Annotated in this window: 14 protein-coding genes; 9 read left to right on the forward strand and 5 right to left on the reverse strand. The window is 37.6% G+C overall.

Annotated elements, in window-relative coordinates; all coding sequences use genetic code 11:
- Positions 1–41 precede the first annotated feature (41 nt).
- Positions 42–2,759 (reverse strand): sensor histidine kinase, encoded by a 2,718-nt coding sequence (locus PVA17_RS11895; protein ID WP_274067799.1) that lies wholly within the window; start codon positions 2,757–2,759, stop codon positions 42–44.
- Positions 2,760–3,131: 372 nt separating this feature from the next.
- On the opposite strand from PVA17_RS11895, the gene kdpA reads away from it, so the two are divergent.
- The 3 genes from kdpA to kdpC all read left to right on the forward strand — a co-directional run bounded on the left by kdpA (position 3,132) and on the right by kdpC (position 7,713).
- The gene (kdpA, locus tag PVA17_RS11900; protein WP_274067800.1) at positions 3,132–4,835 is read left to right on the forward strand and encodes a potassium-transporting ATPase subunit KdpA; all 1,704 of its coding nucleotides are present in this window, start codon (positions 3,132–3,134) and stop codon (positions 4,833–4,835) included.
- A gap of 159 nt (positions 4,836–4,994) precedes the next feature.
- A complete protein-coding gene (gene kdpB, locus PVA17_RS11905; protein WP_274067801.1) occupies positions 4,995–7,058 on the forward strand; it encodes a potassium-transporting ATPase subunit KdpB in 2,064 nt (687 codons plus the stop codon).
- Between the two features lie 10 nt (positions 7,059–7,068).
- On the forward strand, positions 7,069–7,713 hold the full coding sequence (gene kdpC / locus PVA17_RS11910) for a potassium-transporting ATPase subunit KdpC (RefSeq protein ID WP_274067802.1): 645 nt from the start codon (positions 7,069–7,071) through the stop codon (positions 7,711–7,713).
- Between the two features lie 61 nt (positions 7,714–7,774).
- Here kdpC and PVA17_RS11915 read toward each other — a convergent pair whose 3' ends face one another.
- The gene (locus tag PVA17_RS11915) at positions 7,775–8,830 is read right to left on the reverse strand and encodes a 2,3-butanediol dehydrogenase (protein ID WP_274067803.1); all 1,056 of its coding nucleotides are present in this window, start codon (positions 8,828–8,830) and stop codon (positions 7,775–7,777) included.
- Between the two features lie 533 nt (positions 8,831–9,363).
- Between PVA17_RS11915 and PVA17_RS11920 the strand changes: the two genes are divergently transcribed.
- Together PVA17_RS11920 and PVA17_RS11925 are read left to right on the forward strand one after the other, a co-directional pair.
- Positions 9,364–10,665, forward strand: coding sequence for a DEAD/DEAH box helicase (locus PVA17_RS11920; protein ID WP_132356787.1), 1,302 nt, complete (start codon positions 9,364–9,366; stop codon positions 10,663–10,665).
- A 12-nt stretch (positions 10,666–10,677) separates the two neighbouring features.
- The gene (locus PVA17_RS11925; protein WP_274067804.1) at positions 10,678–11,571 is read left to right on the forward strand and encodes a deoxyribonuclease IV; all 894 of its coding nucleotides are present in this window, start codon (positions 10,678–10,680) and stop codon (positions 11,569–11,571) included.
- Positions 11,572–11,835: 264 nt separating this feature from the next.
- Here the strand turns inward: PVA17_RS11925 and PVA17_RS11930 are convergent, their stop codons facing one another.
- Complete coding sequence (locus tag PVA17_RS11930; RefSeq protein ID WP_053484617.1) at positions 11,836–12,072, reverse strand: Nif11 family protein; 237 nt, start codon at positions 12,070–12,072, stop codon at positions 11,836–11,838.
- A 257-nt stretch (positions 12,073–12,329) separates the two neighbouring features.
- Here PVA17_RS11930 and PVA17_RS11935 point away from each other — a divergent pair, with 257 nt between their 5' ends.
- Genes PVA17_RS11935 through PVA17_RS11945 form a run of 3 tightly spaced genes read left to right on the forward strand, consistent with a single transcriptional unit; the run spans position 12,330 to position 14,373 of the window.
- Positions 12,330–13,076 carry a metal ABC transporter ATP-binding protein gene (locus PVA17_RS11935; protein ID WP_248716524.1) on the forward strand — a complete coding sequence of 249 codons (747 nt, stop codon included), beginning with the start codon at positions 12,330–12,332 and terminating at the stop codon, positions 13,074–13,076.
- A 14-nt stretch (positions 13,077–13,090) separates the two neighbouring features.
- Positions 13,091–13,954: a metal ABC transporter permease gene (locus PVA17_RS11940; protein WP_274067805.1), complete on the forward strand. Its 864-nt coding sequence runs from the start codon at positions 13,091–13,093 to the stop codon at positions 13,952–13,954.
- Entirely contained in the window at positions 13,951–14,373 is a 423-nt protein-coding gene (locus PVA17_RS11945; RefSeq protein ID WP_132356783.1) for a Fur family transcriptional regulator, read from the forward strand. Before PVA17_RS11940 ends, PVA17_RS11945 begins: the two co-directional genes overlap by 4 nt.
- Positions 14,374–14,767: 394 nt before the next feature.
- On the opposite strand, the gene serC is transcribed toward PVA17_RS11945, so the two are convergent.
- Positions 14,768–15,859: a 3-phosphoserine/phosphohydroxythreonine transaminase gene (serC, locus tag PVA17_RS11950; RefSeq protein ID WP_132356782.1), complete on the reverse strand. Its 1,092-nt coding sequence runs from the start codon at positions 15,857–15,859 to the stop codon at positions 14,768–14,770.
- Between the two features lie 616 nt (positions 15,860–16,475).
- Here serC and PVA17_RS11955 point away from each other — a divergent pair.
- A complete protein-coding gene (locus PVA17_RS11955) occupies positions 16,476–17,015 on the forward strand; it encodes a hydrolase (RefSeq protein ID WP_248716523.1) in 540 nt (179 codons plus the stop codon).
- Positions 17,016–17,049: 34 nt separating this feature from the next.
- Here the strand turns inward: PVA17_RS11955 and PVA17_RS11960 are convergent, their stop codons facing one another.
- Entirely contained in the window at positions 17,050–17,553 is a 504-nt protein-coding gene (locus PVA17_RS11960; RefSeq protein WP_132356780.1) for a PCYCGC motif-containing (lipo)protein, read from the reverse strand.
- Positions 17,554–17,567: the final 14 nt, after the last annotated feature.

A 17,567-nucleotide genomic window follows, 5' to 3' on the forward strand; every position in this document is an offset into this window, starting at 1 on the left:
CTGTGGCACTATGTTCTACTCCAATCAACTTATCCAAACGCTTAATAAATATTATCGCTAACCTTTGGTAAAGGGCATTTTTTCAGTGAAAAATTAAAAATTGTTCCTTTTGGTTTATTATCCGAAACTGTTATTTCACTTCCGTGTAATTTTAATATAGTTTGACATAGCGCTAGGCCTAAACCTAAGCCTCTTCGACTATCGCTCCGCTGTACTTTTCCGGTAGTAAATGGCTCAAAAAGGTTGTTTTTTATAGAATCGTCAATGCCAGAGCCATTATCTGCAATGCTAAAGTGTACGAAACGTTCAGATTCTTTGACCTTTATAGTAATAACACTGCCTGAAGGTGTATAGGTCAATGCATTATCAATAATATTAATTAGAACTTGAATAATCAGTCGTGCATCCATTACTGCAAATAAAAATTCTGGTTCAATTTGATAGGATATTTCATGTGTATTGTTTAGACGAACGACATGCGTTAATGCCTCTTGAATAATATCTTCTACAAGTTCCAATTGCATCTCCATTGCAAATTGTCCATCTTCTAACTTAGACACAGCAAGTAAGTTTTCAACCATTTGTACAAGCCATTTCGAATTTTTATAAATATCCTCATATATTTTGCTTTTTTCATCCTCTCGAATTTGAGATGCACTTGATAGTAATATATCTGCATTACCGGAAATAGCAGTTAACGGTGTTCTTAAATCATGAGAAACTGCGCGCAAAAGGTTTGCTCGCATTTGCTCCATTTCAGCTTCTCTAGCTACTTCTGCATTGAGTTTTTGTAAATACCATTTATCAAGTGCGAATGAAAAATCATTCATAATGGCATGCAAAATATTACGCTCAAATGCAGGTAATGGTGATTGCTTTGACAGTGCAATACCGATAACGCCTTTAACACTCCCGTTTGAAATAACCGGTAAATAGTAGGCATTCACTTCAGGAAATATGTCAGTGGAGACGCCTGCGACATGTTTATTATTAATAACCCAGCTTACTACACCGTGCTCATTCGGATTGTCAAAGAGGGATGCTATCTTCTTATTTTCAATACTAGATATGCTCTCGGTACGGAAAAAAATAGAGTTCACAATTAAGTTATTTTCTATTTCAAAAAATTGTACTGGTTTTTCTACTAATTTAACGATTTGTGACATGCCTTCAATAATAATTTCTTCTATTGACTTAGCATGTTGAAGTCTACGATTTGTATCAAGGAGCACCTCCATTCGATAAGATTTACGAACAGCGACAATGGTTTGCTCCTTTATTTTTTTCGTTAAGCTACTCGTAATCACTCCTGAAAGGAACATGATCACAAAGGTCATCGGATAGTCACGATGATAGGCGTTAAATGAAAATCGTGGTTCTGTAAAAAAATAATTAAAAAGTAGTACTGCTATGATGGAGCTAATAATGCTCATCATCCATCCTGATGACCAAATGGCAAGAATTAAAACACCTAAAATGTAGATAGTGATAATGTTCGAGTCGCTAACACCAATTGTGTAAAAATATAGCCCAACAACTGATACTATGCCAAATATTACAGCCATTTTTAATAAGTCATGCCATTCAAATGACAGCTTATTTTTTACAGTAGGGAAGTAGAATTGTTCGTTTTCCTGATCAGGGACTATATGTATGGCTAAATTCGGCACAAATTCGTTGAGTCGATCGCTAATTTTGGTGTTTGGTCGCCACCATTTTTTTCTCATGCTAGTTCTACCGATGACTAATTTTGTAACACCACTAATTTGTGCATAGTTAGCAAGGGCGACAGCTACATCATCTTCCTGAACAATTACGACATGGCCACCAAGCTGTTCAACAAGCTTTATATGCTGCTGAAGTCGTTCAGAATTTGCGTTACTCCTGTCGTGCTCCTGTACGTTTTGAACGTAAAGAGCTGTAAATTTCCCATGTAATGCCTGTGCTAATCGTGCAGTAGTTCGAATAACTTTGGCATTCGTAGGAGAACTACTAATACCCACAAGTAAATGCTCTTCGATTTGTACAGGATGCTTTATAGATTCGTCGCTGTTTACTTGCTTATAGTTAATCGTATCTGCAGCTCTCCGTAATGCAATTTCTCGAAGTGCTACTAAATTTTGTTTGCGAAAAAAAGATTGCAACGCTTTTTCAGCTTGTTGTTTTACATAAATTTTACCTTCTTGTAGGCGTTGAATTAACTCATCTGGTTCAATATCGACAATTTTTATTTGTGCAGCTTGATCAATTAAATAATCGGGAATACGCTCTTGAACCTTTATTCCGGTTATTTCTTCTACTAAATCATGTAGGCTTTCAATATGTTGAATATTTACGGTTGTATAGACATGGATGCCCTTTGCAAGTAATTCCTCTACATCTCCAAAACGTTTCTTATGACGCATCGTTAGAACATTGCTATGTGCCAATTCATCAATAATGACAATTTCCGGTTTGCGCTTTAGTACTTCATCAATATCTAATTCCTGAAAAGGTTTCCCTTTATAAATTATTTTTTTCGTAGGAATTTGCTCAAGTCCCTCGAGTAAAGCTAACGTATCTGGACGAGGATGTGGTTCTACATAGCCAACTACCACATCTTTACCAAGTTTTTTTGCTTGATGTGCTGCATCTAGCATTGCATAAGTTTTCCCTACTCCAGCAGCATAACCAAGAAAGATCTTTAACTTCCCTACAAATTGTTCTTCCTGTTGAAGTCTCGCTAAAAACGTCTCTGGAGTTGGACGTGTATTTTCCATCCTCTTTCACCTCATTTGTATTATAGCGTTATCTTCCATTAAGAAAGTATTAAGATTTTCCCTCTTTATAGTTTCTTAATAGAAAAAGAGATTTCCTAACACTACATTAATTTGAAAGTCAGTATGATGAGAGCATCCAAATAAAGGAGGGGGTTCGATTGATGGACTTTTATATGATTGGCTTACTGATCGTAAGCTTTGCGAGTCTATATGCATTAACAGCTTGGTGCTTCAAGTTAGTCGATGAAAAGTAAGGAGGAATAAAAAATGTGGATTGTTATGGGGATTGTACTTGTGTTCCTTTTCGGTTTTCTAGGGCATGCATTACTTTATCCTGAAAATTATTAATAGGCTTGTAGGAGGTATTGCGGTATGTGGCAAATCGCCATCGTATTAATTATTTCTTTACCAATCGTTATTTTAACCGGTCATTATTTATTTCGGGTGACGATGCAACAAAAAACATGGCTTGATCCAATAATGAACAAATTCGATGGATTTATTTATAAAATATGTGGCATTAAGCAAGTTGATATGACTGGTAAACAGTATGTACTTTCATTAATTTTGTCGAACGCCTTTATGGTGTTTATTGGATACTTTCTTTTACGAATTCAAGCTATGTTGTTTTTAAACCCAAATGATATTGACAATATGGAAGCAACACTTTCATTTAATACCATAATTTCATTTATGACGAATACCAATCTTCAGCACTATAGTGGCGAATCAGGATTAAGTTATTTATCACAATTGCTAATCATTATTTTTATGATGTTTACATCTGCAGCTACTGGTTATGCAGCTTGTATGGCGTTCTGCCGTCGTCTTGTTGCTAAAACTGACACGATTGGTAATTTCTTTGTCGATTTTGTGCGTATTATCACACGTGTGTTAATGCCTATAGCTATTGTTGTGGCCATTATTTTAGTCTCTCAAGGTACACCACAAACCTTGAATGGGAATAAAACTGTTCAAACAATAGAAGGTAAATTACAAGATATTGCACTTGGACCTGTAGCTTCTCTTGAATCTATCAAGCATATAGGAACAAACGGTGGTGGCTTCAATGGGGCGAATTCAACAACACCATTTGAAAATCCAACGGTCATTTCTAATATAGTGGAGATGCTATCTATGATGCTATTACCAGGTGCTTGTGTAGTTGCCTTTAGTTTAATGGTTGCATATGGAAAAAGGAAAACGATCTTTGGGAAGCAAGGGCTCGCCATTTTTGTGGCAATGAGTGCGCTGTTCCTAGTTGGATTGGTGACGGTGTATGTTGCAGAGAGAGCGGGTAATCCAATCATTCATGAGCTCGGAATTACACAGGACCTCGGAAGTATGGAAGGAAAAGAGATGCGCTTTGGGGTGGCACAATCTGCGTTATTTACGACAGTGACCACTGCTTTTACAACGGGGTCTGTCAACAATATGCATGATACATTAACGCCGCTTGGTGGACTTGTACCGATGTTTAATATGATGCTAAATGTTGTGTTTGGAGGCAAGGGAGTCGGCCTGATGAACATGATGATGTATGTGTTATTAACAATTTTTATCGCCTGTTTGATGATTGGTCGAACACCTCGGTTTTTAGGTAAGAAAATTGAAGAGAAGGAAATGAAGCTAATTGCACTTTGCATTCTCATCCATCCTGCTATTATTTTGCTATTTTCAGCGCTTGCAGTACTAACACCGTCAGGAGTAGCAGCCATTACGAATCCTGGTGCACATGGGTTATCTCAAGTTCTTTATGAATTTGCATCTGCCTCAGCAAATAATGGCTCAGGTTTTGAAGGATTAGCTGACAACTCAACATTTTGGAATGTGACGACAGGGCTTGCCATGTTCTTCGGACGTTATTTGACGATCATTATTCAACTAGCTATAGCGTCCTTACTAGCGAAAAAAATGTTTCATAGTGACTCGATAGGAACATTGAGAACAGATAATACTATTTTTACATTTTTACTTGTTGCTATCGTTTTAATGATTGGTGCTCTTACATTTTTACCGGCATTAGCACTTGGGCCAATTACGGAGCACTTACAACTTTATCTTCATTCAGCTTAAGACTTCCACCTCTGAAAGTGGTGAGATGAATGCGGATGTGGTTCCTTGTAAATTAAAATAGAGGAACTCAGTCTAGGAACGCCACGTCCTGTGGAAATTTATGTGCGTCAGCGGCAATTACGCCAAGGCGAAATTGATTTTTAATAAGGAGAGACACCTATGGAAACAGCTAGAAAAGGTTTGCTTACGGGCAATATGCTAAAAAGCTCGATTATAGACGCTTTAAAAAAATTTAGTCCATTATATATGCTGAAAAATCCTGTTATGTTTGTAGTAGAAGTAGGGTTTATGTTTGTGCTGCTATTAACCCTCTTTCCGAATATGTTTGGTAGCGAAGTAGTAGAACATGCTCGATTGTATAATGCGATCGTCGCTAGCATTCTTTTTGTAACTATTCTATTTGCAAACTTTGCCGAGTCGATTGCTGAAGGGCGAGGAAAGGCACAAGTTCAAACGTTAAAAAACACAAAAACAGTTACACAGGCTCGTGTTTTACTTAGTGATGGCTCTGAAATACTTAAACAGGCGCATGAACTAAAAAAGGGCGATATTGTTTTAGTTCAGGCAGGTGAGGTTATCCCAAATGATGGAGAAGTTATGGAAGGCATTGCGACAGTAGATGAATCGGCGATAACAGGTGAATCTGCGCCTGTTGTAAAGGAGCGGGGGGGAGATTTTTCATCAGTTACAGGTGGTACGACGGTTACAAGTGATTGGTTGATCATCGAAATTACTTCGATGCCTGGTGAATCATTTTTAGATAAAATGATCACACTCATCGAAGGAGCCAGTCGTAAAAAAACACCAAATGAAATAGCACTCAATACACTTTTAGTAAGTTTAACGATTATTTTCTTATTAGTTGTTGTGACGCTCTATCCAATGACAACTTATTTACATGTACCGATTTCCATTGCAACATTAATTGCCCTTACAGTTTGTTTAATTCCTACAACCATTGGTGGATTATTGTCGGCAATCGGTATTGCAGGAATGGATAGAGTTACTCAGTTTAATGTGATTGCAATGTCTGGAAGAGCCGTAGAGGCGTGTGGAGATGTTGATACATTAATTTTGGATAAAACCGGAACTATCACTTATGGAAATCGCATGGCAGCAGAGTTTCTCCCAGTAATAGGGGTGGAAAGTAAAGATTTAATGCAAGCTGCATGGCTTAGTTCTTTAACAGATGATACACCTGAAGGAAAGTCTATTTTGTCACTTGCTTGTGAATTAGGAGTGAATATAGACGGTGAAGAAGACATTATTAAGACAAGTGAACATATTCCCTTTACCGCACAAACTCGTATGAGTGGGTTGGATAGGAAGGATGGCACAAAAATTCGAAAAGGAGCCTATGATACGATAAAAAATGAGAGCCTAAAAGCAGGTCATAGCATTCCTCCAAACTTGGAACAGCTGATTCAACAAGTATCTTCTGTTGGTGGGACACCACTCGTAGTTGCGTTAAACGATAAAATTTTAGGTGTCATTTACTTAAAGGATGTCGTAAAGGCCGGACTCAAGGAACGCTTTGAAAAGCTTCGAACGATGGGGATTAAAACGATCATGTGTACAGGAGATAATCCTTTAACCGCAGCGGCTATCGCAAAGGAAGCGGGGGTGGACAGCTTTATAGCAGAAAGTAAGCCAGAAGATAAAATTCAAGTTATTAAAAATGAGCAGGCACAAGGGAAAGTAGTGGCGATGACTGGTGACGGGACGAACGATGCCCCGGCATTAGCACAAGCTAACGTAGGTCTTGCTATGAATTCGGGAACGAACGCTGCAAAGGAAGCTGCGAACATGGTCGATTTAGATTCAAATCCAACTAAAATTATTGAAGTTGTAGAAATAGGGAAACAGTTGCTCATGACGCGGGGGGCATTAACGACTTTCAGTATTGCAAATGATATTGCAAAGTATTTTGCTATTATTCCAGCTATGCTTATGGTCGCGGTGCCAGAGATGGGGACATTAAACATTATGAATCTCAATTCACCATCTAGTGCAATTATTTCTGCTTTAATTTTTAACGCAGTGATTATACCACTATTAATACCTATTGCGATGAAGGGTGTAAAGTATGAGCCGATGAGTGCTACAAAGTTATTAAATAAAAACTTACTTATTTATGGCGTAGGTGGAATTATTGCTCCCTTTATTGGCATTAAATTGATTGATTTACTAGTGGGACCACTATTCCAGATGTTTGATTTATAGGAGGAAGGACATGCGGAAATTTTTTGAGAATTCCAAGCAAGCATTTTTAATCTCAATGACAATGTTCGTTTTATGTGGTTTTATATACCCATTTGCAGTAACTGCATTAGCTCAAGGGTTATATCATCATAAAGCAAATGGTAGCTTAATAGAAGCGGATGGTGAAGCCGTTGGTTCAGCATTAATTGGTCAAGCTTTTACTGCACCGCAATATTTCTGGGGGCGTGTCTCATCTGTTAACTACAATGTCTATACGAAAGAGGATACGATACCAGATGAAAATGGCCAGGTGAAATATAGTGGTGTTAGCTCTGGAACATTTAACTATGCACCATCCAACCCAGCGTTAAAGAAACGGATAGAAGTAGATATCGAGAAGTTTTTACTAGCAAACCCATCGGTAAAACGACAAGACATACCTGCTGATTTAATGACCGCTTCAGGCTCAGGTTTGGATCCGCATATTAGTGTGAAGGCTGCAGAAATACAAGTCGATCGAATTGCCCAAGCAAGTGGGCTTGCGAAGGATGACATTGAAGAAATTATAGAAAAAAATATAGAAAAACGTACGCTTGGGACTTTTGGAGAAAATAAGGTGAACTACCTAATGGCCAATCTAGCTATTATGAAAAAAATGGAGAAAAAAGAGGGTTAACAAAATTATAAAAACAGGTAGAGAAAAGTTTCTTCGTTTTCTCTACCTGTCTTTCTATATATTAAGCTTGTGAATTGACAAGGATTTTAATATGGTTTTTTTCTTTCATTAGTGCCTCGAAGCCTTCTGTTACGACTTCATCAAGAGCAATTCGTTTCGTAACAAGCTTTTCAGCAGGGAAGTAACCTTGTTTCATTAATTCCATCACGGCTGGGAAAATATCGCGATATGCAATGATACCTTTTACAGAACGCTCTGTCAGTACGATATTGTTTGGCAGAATAGAAGCTGCAGTTTCCCAAATTGACACGATAATTGTTTCTCCTTCAAATGTTGTAGAATCAATAGCTTGCTGTAATACTATAGGAACACCTGTTACTTCAAATGCAACATCTACGCCACCATTTGTTAATTCATGGAGACGAGCTACTGCATCCTCATCTTTAGGATTAATAACTGCCGTAGCGCCAAGCTCTAATGCTTTAGCAGCACGCTCTGCAGAAAGCTCCACCGCATAAATTTCGGCTGCTCCAGCTGCACGTAATGCTTCGATTACAAGAAGACCGATTGGCCCAGTACCAAAGACAGCTGCTGTATCGCCAGCTTTTAGTTTACTTTGGCGAACTGCATGTAAGGCTACTGCCGCTGGTTCAACAAGTGCACCTTGTTCATAGGAAAGACCCTCAGGCATTTTGTGTACCATTTTTTCATCTACCATTGTATATTCAGAGAAACCACCACCACCGCCAGAAAGACCGTGGAACCCTAAGTGTTTACAAATATTGTATTTCCCTTTTTGGCAAGCTGCACATTCGCCACATGCAAGAATAGGTTCTACAACTACAGGATCTCCAACTTGAACTTTTGTCACATGTTCTCCAATTTCTACTACTTCACCAGAGAACTCATGTCCCATAACAATTGGCGCAATATCTTTACTTACATAGTGAGGTTGTTCCACTGGTATGAATATCGGACCGGCTGCGTACTCATGTAAATCACTGCCACAAATCCCTGTCCAATGTACTTTAATTTTTACTTTTCCAGGTGAAATTACTGGTTCTTCAATGTTTTCTACACGGATGTCTTTTGCTTTATACCATCTTGCTGCTTTCATAATAAGTCAACCTCCTCTAGTATCTTACATTTTTATCGTAACATATGGTAATTCCTCAAGGCATTGGTTAACAATAAATTGACATAAAAAATACTAATTTTTGGCTGTTTCCAACAGCGTTATAGTGCTTTGAATATAAAATTATAGGTTGAGTCACTTCGATTGGGTACTCTCACGGGCTTGATTTCAATTCCAACGTCATAAGTACGGGTAACTAACAGCAGCAAAATAGTATTAAAGCTATGTTAAACATATTAATAAACGTGATTAAATTATAATGGAAGCAAACTATAGAAGTTTCGCGAAATGGGAATGTCGAGGTTTTACGATAAAATTACCACAATTGTAGCGTTTGTCACAGGTCTTAGCGCTTTTTTTATTGCATATTTACTGCATTTCGAGTAACTTTGATAAGGGCTTCGCTACAGCTATGATAAAAATATAAAATTATGTTCATGCTTAGATAATGGGACGTTAATATACCTGAAAGTTGAATCATGATACAATGGGAAAGATGTTAGGAGGAACGAATTATGTCAAAATATACTGATTATAATTTTCAGCCATTTTTGCAGGACGCAATTGCAAGACTTGGCTTTACAGAACCAACGCCGATTCAAAAGGAAATTATTCCGCTACTATTAAAAGGAAAAAGTGCAATCGGACAAGCACATACAGGGACGGGAAAAACACATAGTTTTTTAATTCCGATTGTACAACGAATTAATGCTGACAAGCAGGAAGTACAAGCTGTTATTACTTCACCTACACGTGAGCTTGCGCAGCAGATTTTTGATGCGTTAAATCAATTAATAGAAGGAACAACTATTCAAGCGAAACTATTTATTGGAGGTACGGACAAACAACGCTCCATTGATAAGTTAAAAACACAACCACAAATTGTTGTCGGGACGCCAGGACGTATTCGTGATCTCGTTGCAGCGCAAGCGTTATTTGTGCATACGGCGCCAATTTTAGTTGTTGACGAGGCAGATTTAGCCTTCGATATGGGCTTTGTAGAAGATATCGATGGTTTTGCTTCTCAAATGCCAGAAAAGCTTGAAATGTTTGTGTTCTCAGCAACAATTCCAGAAAAGCTTCAGCCTTTCTTAAAAAAATATATGGAAGCACCAGTTCATATCCAAATGAATGATAAACGCCCTGTCGCAGAAGGAATTGACTTTGTGCTTGTACCAGTGCGTTCTAAATCACGTAACAAACGTTTGTTGGAAGTCATAGAAGGAATCAATCCGTTTTTAGCGGTAATTTTCACCAACACACGTAAAACAGCAGAGCACGTTGCTGGCTACTTAAATGAAAATGGGATTCGCTGTGGTCAAATTCATGGTGACTTAAGCCCACGTGATCGTAAGAAGATGATGAAGCAAATTCGAGAATTGGACTATCAATATATCGTTGCAACTGATCTTGCAGCACGTGGTATCGACATTCAAGGAATTTCACATGTCATTAACTACGAAATCCCAGAGGACTTAGAATTCTTTATTCACCGTGTGGGACGAACAGCCCGTGCAGGGAATAAAGGAACTGCTATCACATTGTTTGAGCCATCAGATGAGGATGCAGTAGTACGTGTCGAGAAAATGGGTATTCCATTTGTTCAAAAAGATGTAAAAGATGGCGAATGGACTGAATTGAAAGATCGCCATGCACGTAAAAATCGTGTGAAGCATGAAAATGAAATCGATGCGAAGGCGAAATCATTAGTGCGTAAGCCGAAAAAAGTAAAACCAGGCTATAAACGTAATATGAAATGGGAAATGGAGAAAATTAAAAAGCGTGAACGTCGCTTAAAAGCTCGCGGTAAAAAATAAGGAGGCTTTCAAATGCTACTTGGATCACATGTTTCAATGAGTGGAAAAGAAATGCTACTCGGATCAAGTAAGGAGGCCCTTTCATATGGGGCAAATACCTTTATGATTTATACAGGGGCACCACAAAACACTCGTCGTAAGGCAATTGCTGACCTTAATATTATGAATGGTTTATTACACATGAAAGAGCATGGTATGACGAATATTGTTGTCCATGCTCCATACATTATTAATATTGCGAACACAGAAAAACCTGAAACTTTCCGTTTAGGTGTAGATTTTTTACAGTCTGAAATCGAACGTACAGCCGCGTTGGAAGCAACACAAATTGTTTTGCATCCGGGTGCCCATGTAGGTGCTGGAGCTGACGCAGGGATTGCTAAGATTATTGAAGGTTTAAATGAAGTACTGTTACAGGATTACCCTGTACAAATCGCATTGGAGACAATGGCGGGGAAGGGAACTGAATGTGGCCGTTCCTTTGAAGAACTTGCAAAAATTATAGATGGCGTAACACATAATGAACGTCTTTCAGTTTGCTTTGATACATGCCATACTCATGACGCTGGATATAACATTGTAGAAGATTTTGATGGTGTCTTAAATGAGTTTGATAAACTAATAGGTGTTGATCGTATCAAAGTCCTGCATATCAATGATTCAAAAAATGTCCGTGGTGCAGGAAAAGACCGTCACGAAAATATTGGCTTCGGTCATATTGGCTTTGACGCATTAAAAAATATTGTGCATCATCCACAATTAATGGAGATTCCTAAAATCCTAGAAACCCCATTTGTTGCTTTAAATAGTGATGCCAAATCAAAATCGGCTCCTTATAAGCATGAAATTGAAATGCTTCGTAATGGAGAGTTTAATCCAGCATTAATCGATGCTCTAAGAGGATAGAATAAAAAGCCCGAAATCAGCGTATTTGCTGATTTTCGGGTTTTTTTCTCCATGGTGATGAGATGAATGTTGATATAATCCTTTATTCAATGGGAGTCTAAACACATACTGAAATAGAGGAACGCTGTCTAAAATCGCCACGTCCTGTGGCAATTTAGCTGTGCGACAGAGGCAATGCCTACTGCGCGAAAGCGAAGTGACAGAGGCAATGCCTACTGTTGTGAAAGCAATACGTCCGCTACAATTACGCCAAGGCAGAATTGATTATTTCGTAAACAATGCAATTAGTTGTCTGGAACGCTTTCTACCTAAAACAGCTTCTACCTCTACAAGAATATCTTTTGGAATACCTAAAAAGAGCCACGTAAATGAGAATTGCTCCAAATAAGGACGGAGTTTTCTTACTTCAGAAGTAGTAATTTCAAATCCTTCAGCACGTGCAATCGCAACAACTTCCTTATCACTACTTTGTGTTAATTGCTGTAAAAATTGAATACTCAAAGCTAATCCTCCTTTTAAAGTTGTTTAGTTTCTTGAACAAAATCACTCTTGTGAGTCGTGACAGTTATGAAAACCCTTCACATTAAAAGTGTTAGAATCAATGCCTGTTACAAAATAGCGCGGTTTAAATCCAGTCGGAACGGAAATCAACCACACGTTATGGTGATGATTTTATTTTCTTTACAAAAACTGTACTTTCATTTATACTTACAACTTGTAAATCGTAATGATTTTGAATTAGAAAGAAGAGAACATACATGAAAAAATCATTAATTGACATTAAAAACGTGTCATTTCAATATGACTATACGCAAGTATTAAAAAATATCTCTTTTCGTGTAGAAGAGGGAGATTTTTTAGCACTTCTTGGTCCGAATGGTTCAGGGAAATCCACATTATTAAAAATTATTTTAGGATTACTTAAACCAATGTCTGGAGAAATAAAACTATTTGGTGTACCAAGTTCAACTTTTAAGCATCGTGAATGGATAGGGTATGTGTCACAAAAATCGAATGCCTTTAATTCGGGTTTCCCAGCAACTGTCCAAGAAGTAGTGAAAAGTGGATTATCGAAAAAATTAGGATTATTTAAAAGACCTGGACGAGATGCGAAGGAAAAAGTGTTAGAAGCATTAAAAGCTGTTGGAATGGAAGCATTTATCAATCGTAATATTGGTGAGTTATCTGGTGGGCAACAGCAACGTGTCTTTATTGCAAGAGCATTAGTGAGTGAACCAAGGCTACTAATATTAGATGAACCAACTGTCGGCATTGATCATGAGAATGTGCAGTCATTTTATGATATGCTGGCGAAATTGAATCGGGAACAGGGAATTACAATGATTCTTGTTACACACGATGTTGATACAGTGTCGAATCGCATCAGTCATGTGGCATGTTTAAATCAAACTATACATTTCCACGGTTACAAAAATGAATTTGATACAATTTCTCATGATGCGCTAGATGCTTGGTATGGCCATTCTGTAAGAAAGATTCACTAGAAGGAGAAGGCATAATGATTGAAGCAATTTTTAACTATGAATTTTTACAAAATGCCTTTTTCTCTGGGCTATTAATTGGCATATTGGCACCGCTATTAGGTGTTTTTATTGTCGTTCGCAGGCTTTCACTTATTGCTGATGCCTTGTCACATGTGACACTGGCGGGAATAGCGGGAAGTTTATATATCAGTCAATCTGTTACAGCATTTGCGATGCTAAATCCGATTTACTTAGGCATACTAGCCTCTGTCAGCGGTTCAATTTTAATTGAGCGTCTTAGACGATTATATAAGCACTATGAAGAGCTTGCTATTCCAATTATTATGTCTGGTGGCATTGGTATTAGTGCTATTTTTGTCTCGCTTGCGAGTGGCTTTAGCACGGATTTAATGAGCTATTTATTTGGTTCAGTGTCAGCTGTATCACGTCAGGATTTATGGGTAGTAGTAGGAATTGCTGCCGTTGTCATTATCTTTTTATTTATATTTTTTAAGGAACTTTTTGTTTTATCTTTCGATGAGGAATATGCAAAAGCTAGCGGTCTGCCTGCACGTTGGATTCATCTCTTGTTTATGATCGTTACAGCGCTTGTTATTGCTGCAAGCATGCGCATCGTCGGCATTTTACTTGTATCATCACTTATGACGTTACCAGTGGCTGCTGCAATGCGACTCGCAAAGGGCTTTAAGCAAACAATTATTTATGCAATTGTCTTTGGTGAAACGGCTGTGTTAATCGGTTTAGTCAGTGCTTTTTATTTAGATTTAGCACCCGGTGGTACAATTGTCGTTACTTCTATCTTAATTTTGTTGCTTGTAATACTAGTGAAGAAAATAGTGTTTAAAATGGCTACAAAACGGGAGGAGGTAGCGCAGTGAATGTTTCAAGAGCGTGGGATATTTTAAAAGAAAACGGCTTTAAAAAAACAGATAAGCGTGAGTTAATATTAGATATGTTTGCAGCAACAGATAAATATTTAACTGCTCGAGATTTATTAGATGTTTTGAAAAAAGATTTTCCAGGTATGAGTTTCGATACGATTTACCGTAACCTTTCAACGTTTGTGAAGCTAGGAATACTGGAGGAAACTGAGTTATCTGGGGAACGAAATTTCCGTATGCATTGTGAATCTGAACATCATCACCATCATTTTATTTGTATGGATTGCGGCAATGTTAAGGAGCTAAATCTCTGCCCTATGGAAATGCTTGGAGAAAAGCTGCCAGACTATGAGATTGAAAATCATAAATTTGAAATCTATGGTAAATGTCCGGAATGTAAGCATGAAACTTTGTGAATTCTGACATGACAAAATTTGAAGAGAGGGGTAGTTCCGAGTGCGGTTTCATTTGGAACTACCCCTTTTATTGTATATATGCTGTTATACTTGTAGTTTCAATTTTTTTGTACAAGGACTTTTCCGACTAGTATTGCGCATCACTTTAATAATCTATGATTTTTGAGTGAAATGAGATTGGTAAAATGTCCGCTAGGCATTTAAAAAGATGTATTTCCTTAAAATAATAATAAAAAGAGACGAATGATTACGTTAAGTAAATCATTCGTCGATTTTTTATCTTTATTCAGTAAAAGGGTCCAATCTTTGAAGGTAAAGATTGGACCCTTTTCAGTAGGTATCCAAGCACTTACTGAAATAGAGGAACGAACGCCACGTCCTAGGCGAAATTTTGTTACTTTTGATGTTTTTGTTGGAATTCTACCATAAAGTCACGTAATGCTTCACAAGCCTCTAATGGTACAGCATTGTAAGTAGAAGCACGGCAGCCGCCTACAGAGCGGTGTCCATTAAGTCCAACAAATCCAGCTGCTTTTGCCTCAGCAAGGAATTGTTTTTCAAGCTCTTCATCAGCAACACGGAAAGTGATGTTCATTAAAGAACGGCTTTCAGGTGTTGCATGACCTGTATAGAACCCATTGCTGTTGTCAATAGCATCATAAATTACTTTTGCTTTTAATTCATTATGCTTGGCAATTTCAGCAACGCCGCCTTTTGATTCTACCCATTTTAATACTTCACCTAACATATAGATACCAAAAGTTGGTGGTGTATTGTATAAAGAGTTGCTATCAGCATGCGTTGAATATTTAAGCATTGTAGGAATATTTTTATTCGCTTTCTCTAGTAAATCTTTGCGAATAATGACTACTGTTACACCAGATGGACCAAGATTTTTTTGAGCCCCTGCATAAATAAGACCAAATTTACTTACATCTACTGGTTTAGAAAGAATATCACTAGACATATCCGCAATTAAGGGTACATTACCTGTTTCAGGGAATTCCTTCCATTGTGTACCGTAAATCGTATTGTTTGAAGTGATATGTAAATAGGCATCATCTTCATTGAATTCAAGGTTTGCCAAAGTTGGGATATTGCGGTATTTATTTTCTTTTGTACTAGCAGCTTCAACAGGTGTACCAAATAATTTAGCCTCTTTGAAAGCTTTTTCAGACCATGATCCAGATAATACGTAACTTGCTTTTTGATCTGCTTGTAGGAAGTTCATCGGTATCATAGTAAATTGAAGACTAGCTCCACCTTGTAGGAAAAGGACTTCATAGTTCTCTGGGATAGCATAAAGCTTTTTCAATAAAGCAATTGCTTCATTATGTACTTCGTCGAAAATGGCACTACGATGGCTCATTTCCATAATTGACATGCCTGAGTCACGGAAGTTTACTAATTGTTGTTGGGCTTTTTCTAATACTTCTAGTGGTAGGGCAGAAGGGCCTGCGTTAAAATTGTATGCTCGTTGTGTCAAAGTGGTACACTCCTTGTTTGTTTTATAAGGTCAAACCTTAATCAGTTTAGTCCTTACTAATTGGTTAATGAATCTATCGGGCTTTTACAATCAGTTCATAGTCATCTAGCTAACTTTTTTAATGTAAAGATAATAGAATAAACGGATTACTGACCGTTAAAAGCACTTTACTGGATTATAACTCAATTTTCAAGAGAAAAAATAAAATTATCGCTATTCGAGCAGAATAATGACAGGCTCGCAACAAAATGTACACAATTGAGTTAAAATTCACAATAGCGTTTTAGCTTCAAATACGAACAAACTGAAATGGAGTGGTACATATATGAGTTAATATTTCGTGATTTACATATTGCTAAAACAGTGTGCTAATTAAATGTTCGTGTTTGTGTAAATGAAATTTCTTCTGTTAAATAAGCACTCGCTAGTACATTCCACCCCACAAGGACGCTTTCCGGAGTATAGTCTAAGTTCTTATAGGGTAAAGATGGATATATTTACAGGCAGAGAGGAACATACTAATTAAGTTAAATGGACGAAATATCGCTAACCGTGAACATAAACTAGTAACTTTAGGTATAATGAATTGTGAATACTGCTATAAGGGGTGTTTTAAATGTTTACAATAGAAGAAGCGTGTTTAGTTGTCGTCGATGTACAAGGGAAGTTAGCGACAATTGTTGACGAAAGTGAAGCGGTAATTGAAAATGTGGCCAAGCTGGTACAAGCTATGCAAGTATTAGAGGTACCTATTTTATGGCTCGAGCAAAATCCTAGCCGTTTAGGTGGGACAGCGTTAAATATTGCTCAGCATATTCAAGGTCAACAACCTATAGCTAAAATGGCTTTTAGTGCATGCCAGGAACAAGAGTTTGTCGATGCAATGAAGGCAAGTGGTCGTTCTCAATTTATTGTGACAGGTATCGAAACACATATTTGTGTCTATCAAACGGCCATACAGCTAAAAGAACAAGGGTTTGAGGTTGAAGTTGTTGCGGATGCAGTGTCCTCTCGTACAAAGGCCAATAAAGAGATAGGGCTTGAGAAAATGAAGGCACTTGGAATTTTACCAACAAGTGTGGAAATGATTTTATACGAGTTATTACAACGTGCAGATCATCCACATTTTAAAACGGTGCTACAGCTCGTTAAATAACAAAAAAACTCATCAAACGATGAGTTTTTTGTTATTAAGCAGGCATATCAGTCGGCGTTGGTTTTGCGTAGCCTTCTTTATATGTGTCATCAATTGTTTGACGAATTTCTTTTAGGCTCATACCATCTTTATGCATTTTTGCAGACTGTACAGCAATTTCTAGGCAAACGAGACAACGGGTACCGTGATCATCCCAAACAATGGTGCCATCCTCACGTTTTTCCTCAATAAAGCAGTTTAAATTGCTTTTATGTCCAGCTGATTCACCACATCCACAATAGCATGGCATCCATTCTAAAATGTCAGTAGAGTGACCAGCAATTTGATACACTAAGCGAATATCTTCTGATTTATTGTTTAAAAACGATGGTAATATATCAGAAGATGCAGTTTCCTCCTGAATATCTCCGGAAGCATGTCTATGTTCTTCATGTGAAACTTCTTTTTGCGCTGCATTTTTTTCAACAACCTGTTTATCTTCACCACAAGCACTCAACACTAATAACGACAAAGTAAAAATAGATAGTAGTTTTTTCAACAAAGGCGCCTCCT

The sequence above is a fragment of the Lysinibacillus sp. CNPSo 3705 genome, assembly GCF_028674935.1.
Classification (GTDB): Bacteria; Bacillota; Bacilli; order Bacillales_A; family Planococcaceae; genus Lysinibacillus.

Coding starts and splice junctions, on each gene's coding strand:
- PVA17_RS11895 (WP_274067799.1), bottom strand. CDS start 2,759: ATGGAAAATACACGTCCAACTCCAGAGACGTTTTTAGCGAGACTTCAA.
- kdpA (WP_274067800.1), top strand. CDS start 3,132: ATGTGGCAAATCGCCATCGTATTAATTATTTCTTTACCAATCGTTATT.
- kdpB (WP_274067801.1), top strand. CDS start 4,995: ATGGAAACAGCTAGAAAAGGTTTGCTTACGGGCAATATGCTAAAAAGC.
- kdpC (WP_274067802.1), top strand. CDS start 7,069: ATGCGGAAATTTTTTGAGAATTCCAAGCAAGCATTTTTAATCTCAATG.
- PVA17_RS11915 (WP_274067803.1), bottom strand. CDS start 8,830: ATGAAAGCAGCAAGATGGTATAAAGCAAAAGACATCCGTGTAGAAAAC.
- PVA17_RS11920 (WP_132356787.1), top strand. CDS start 9,364: ATGTCAAAATATACTGATTATAATTTTCAGCCATTTTTGCAGGACGCA.
- PVA17_RS11925 (WP_274067804.1), top strand. CDS start 10,678: ATGCTACTTGGATCACATGTTTCAATGAGTGGAAAAGAAATGCTACTC.
- PVA17_RS11935 (WP_248716524.1), top strand. CDS start 12,330: ATGAAAAAATCATTAATTGACATTAAAAACGTGTCATTTCAATATGAC.
- PVA17_RS11940 (WP_274067805.1), top strand. CDS start 13,091: ATGATTGAAGCAATTTTTAACTATGAATTTTTACAAAATGCCTTTTTC.
- PVA17_RS11955 (WP_248716523.1), top strand. CDS start 16,476: ATGTTTACAATAGAAGAAGCGTGTTTAGTTGTCGTCGATGTACAAGGG.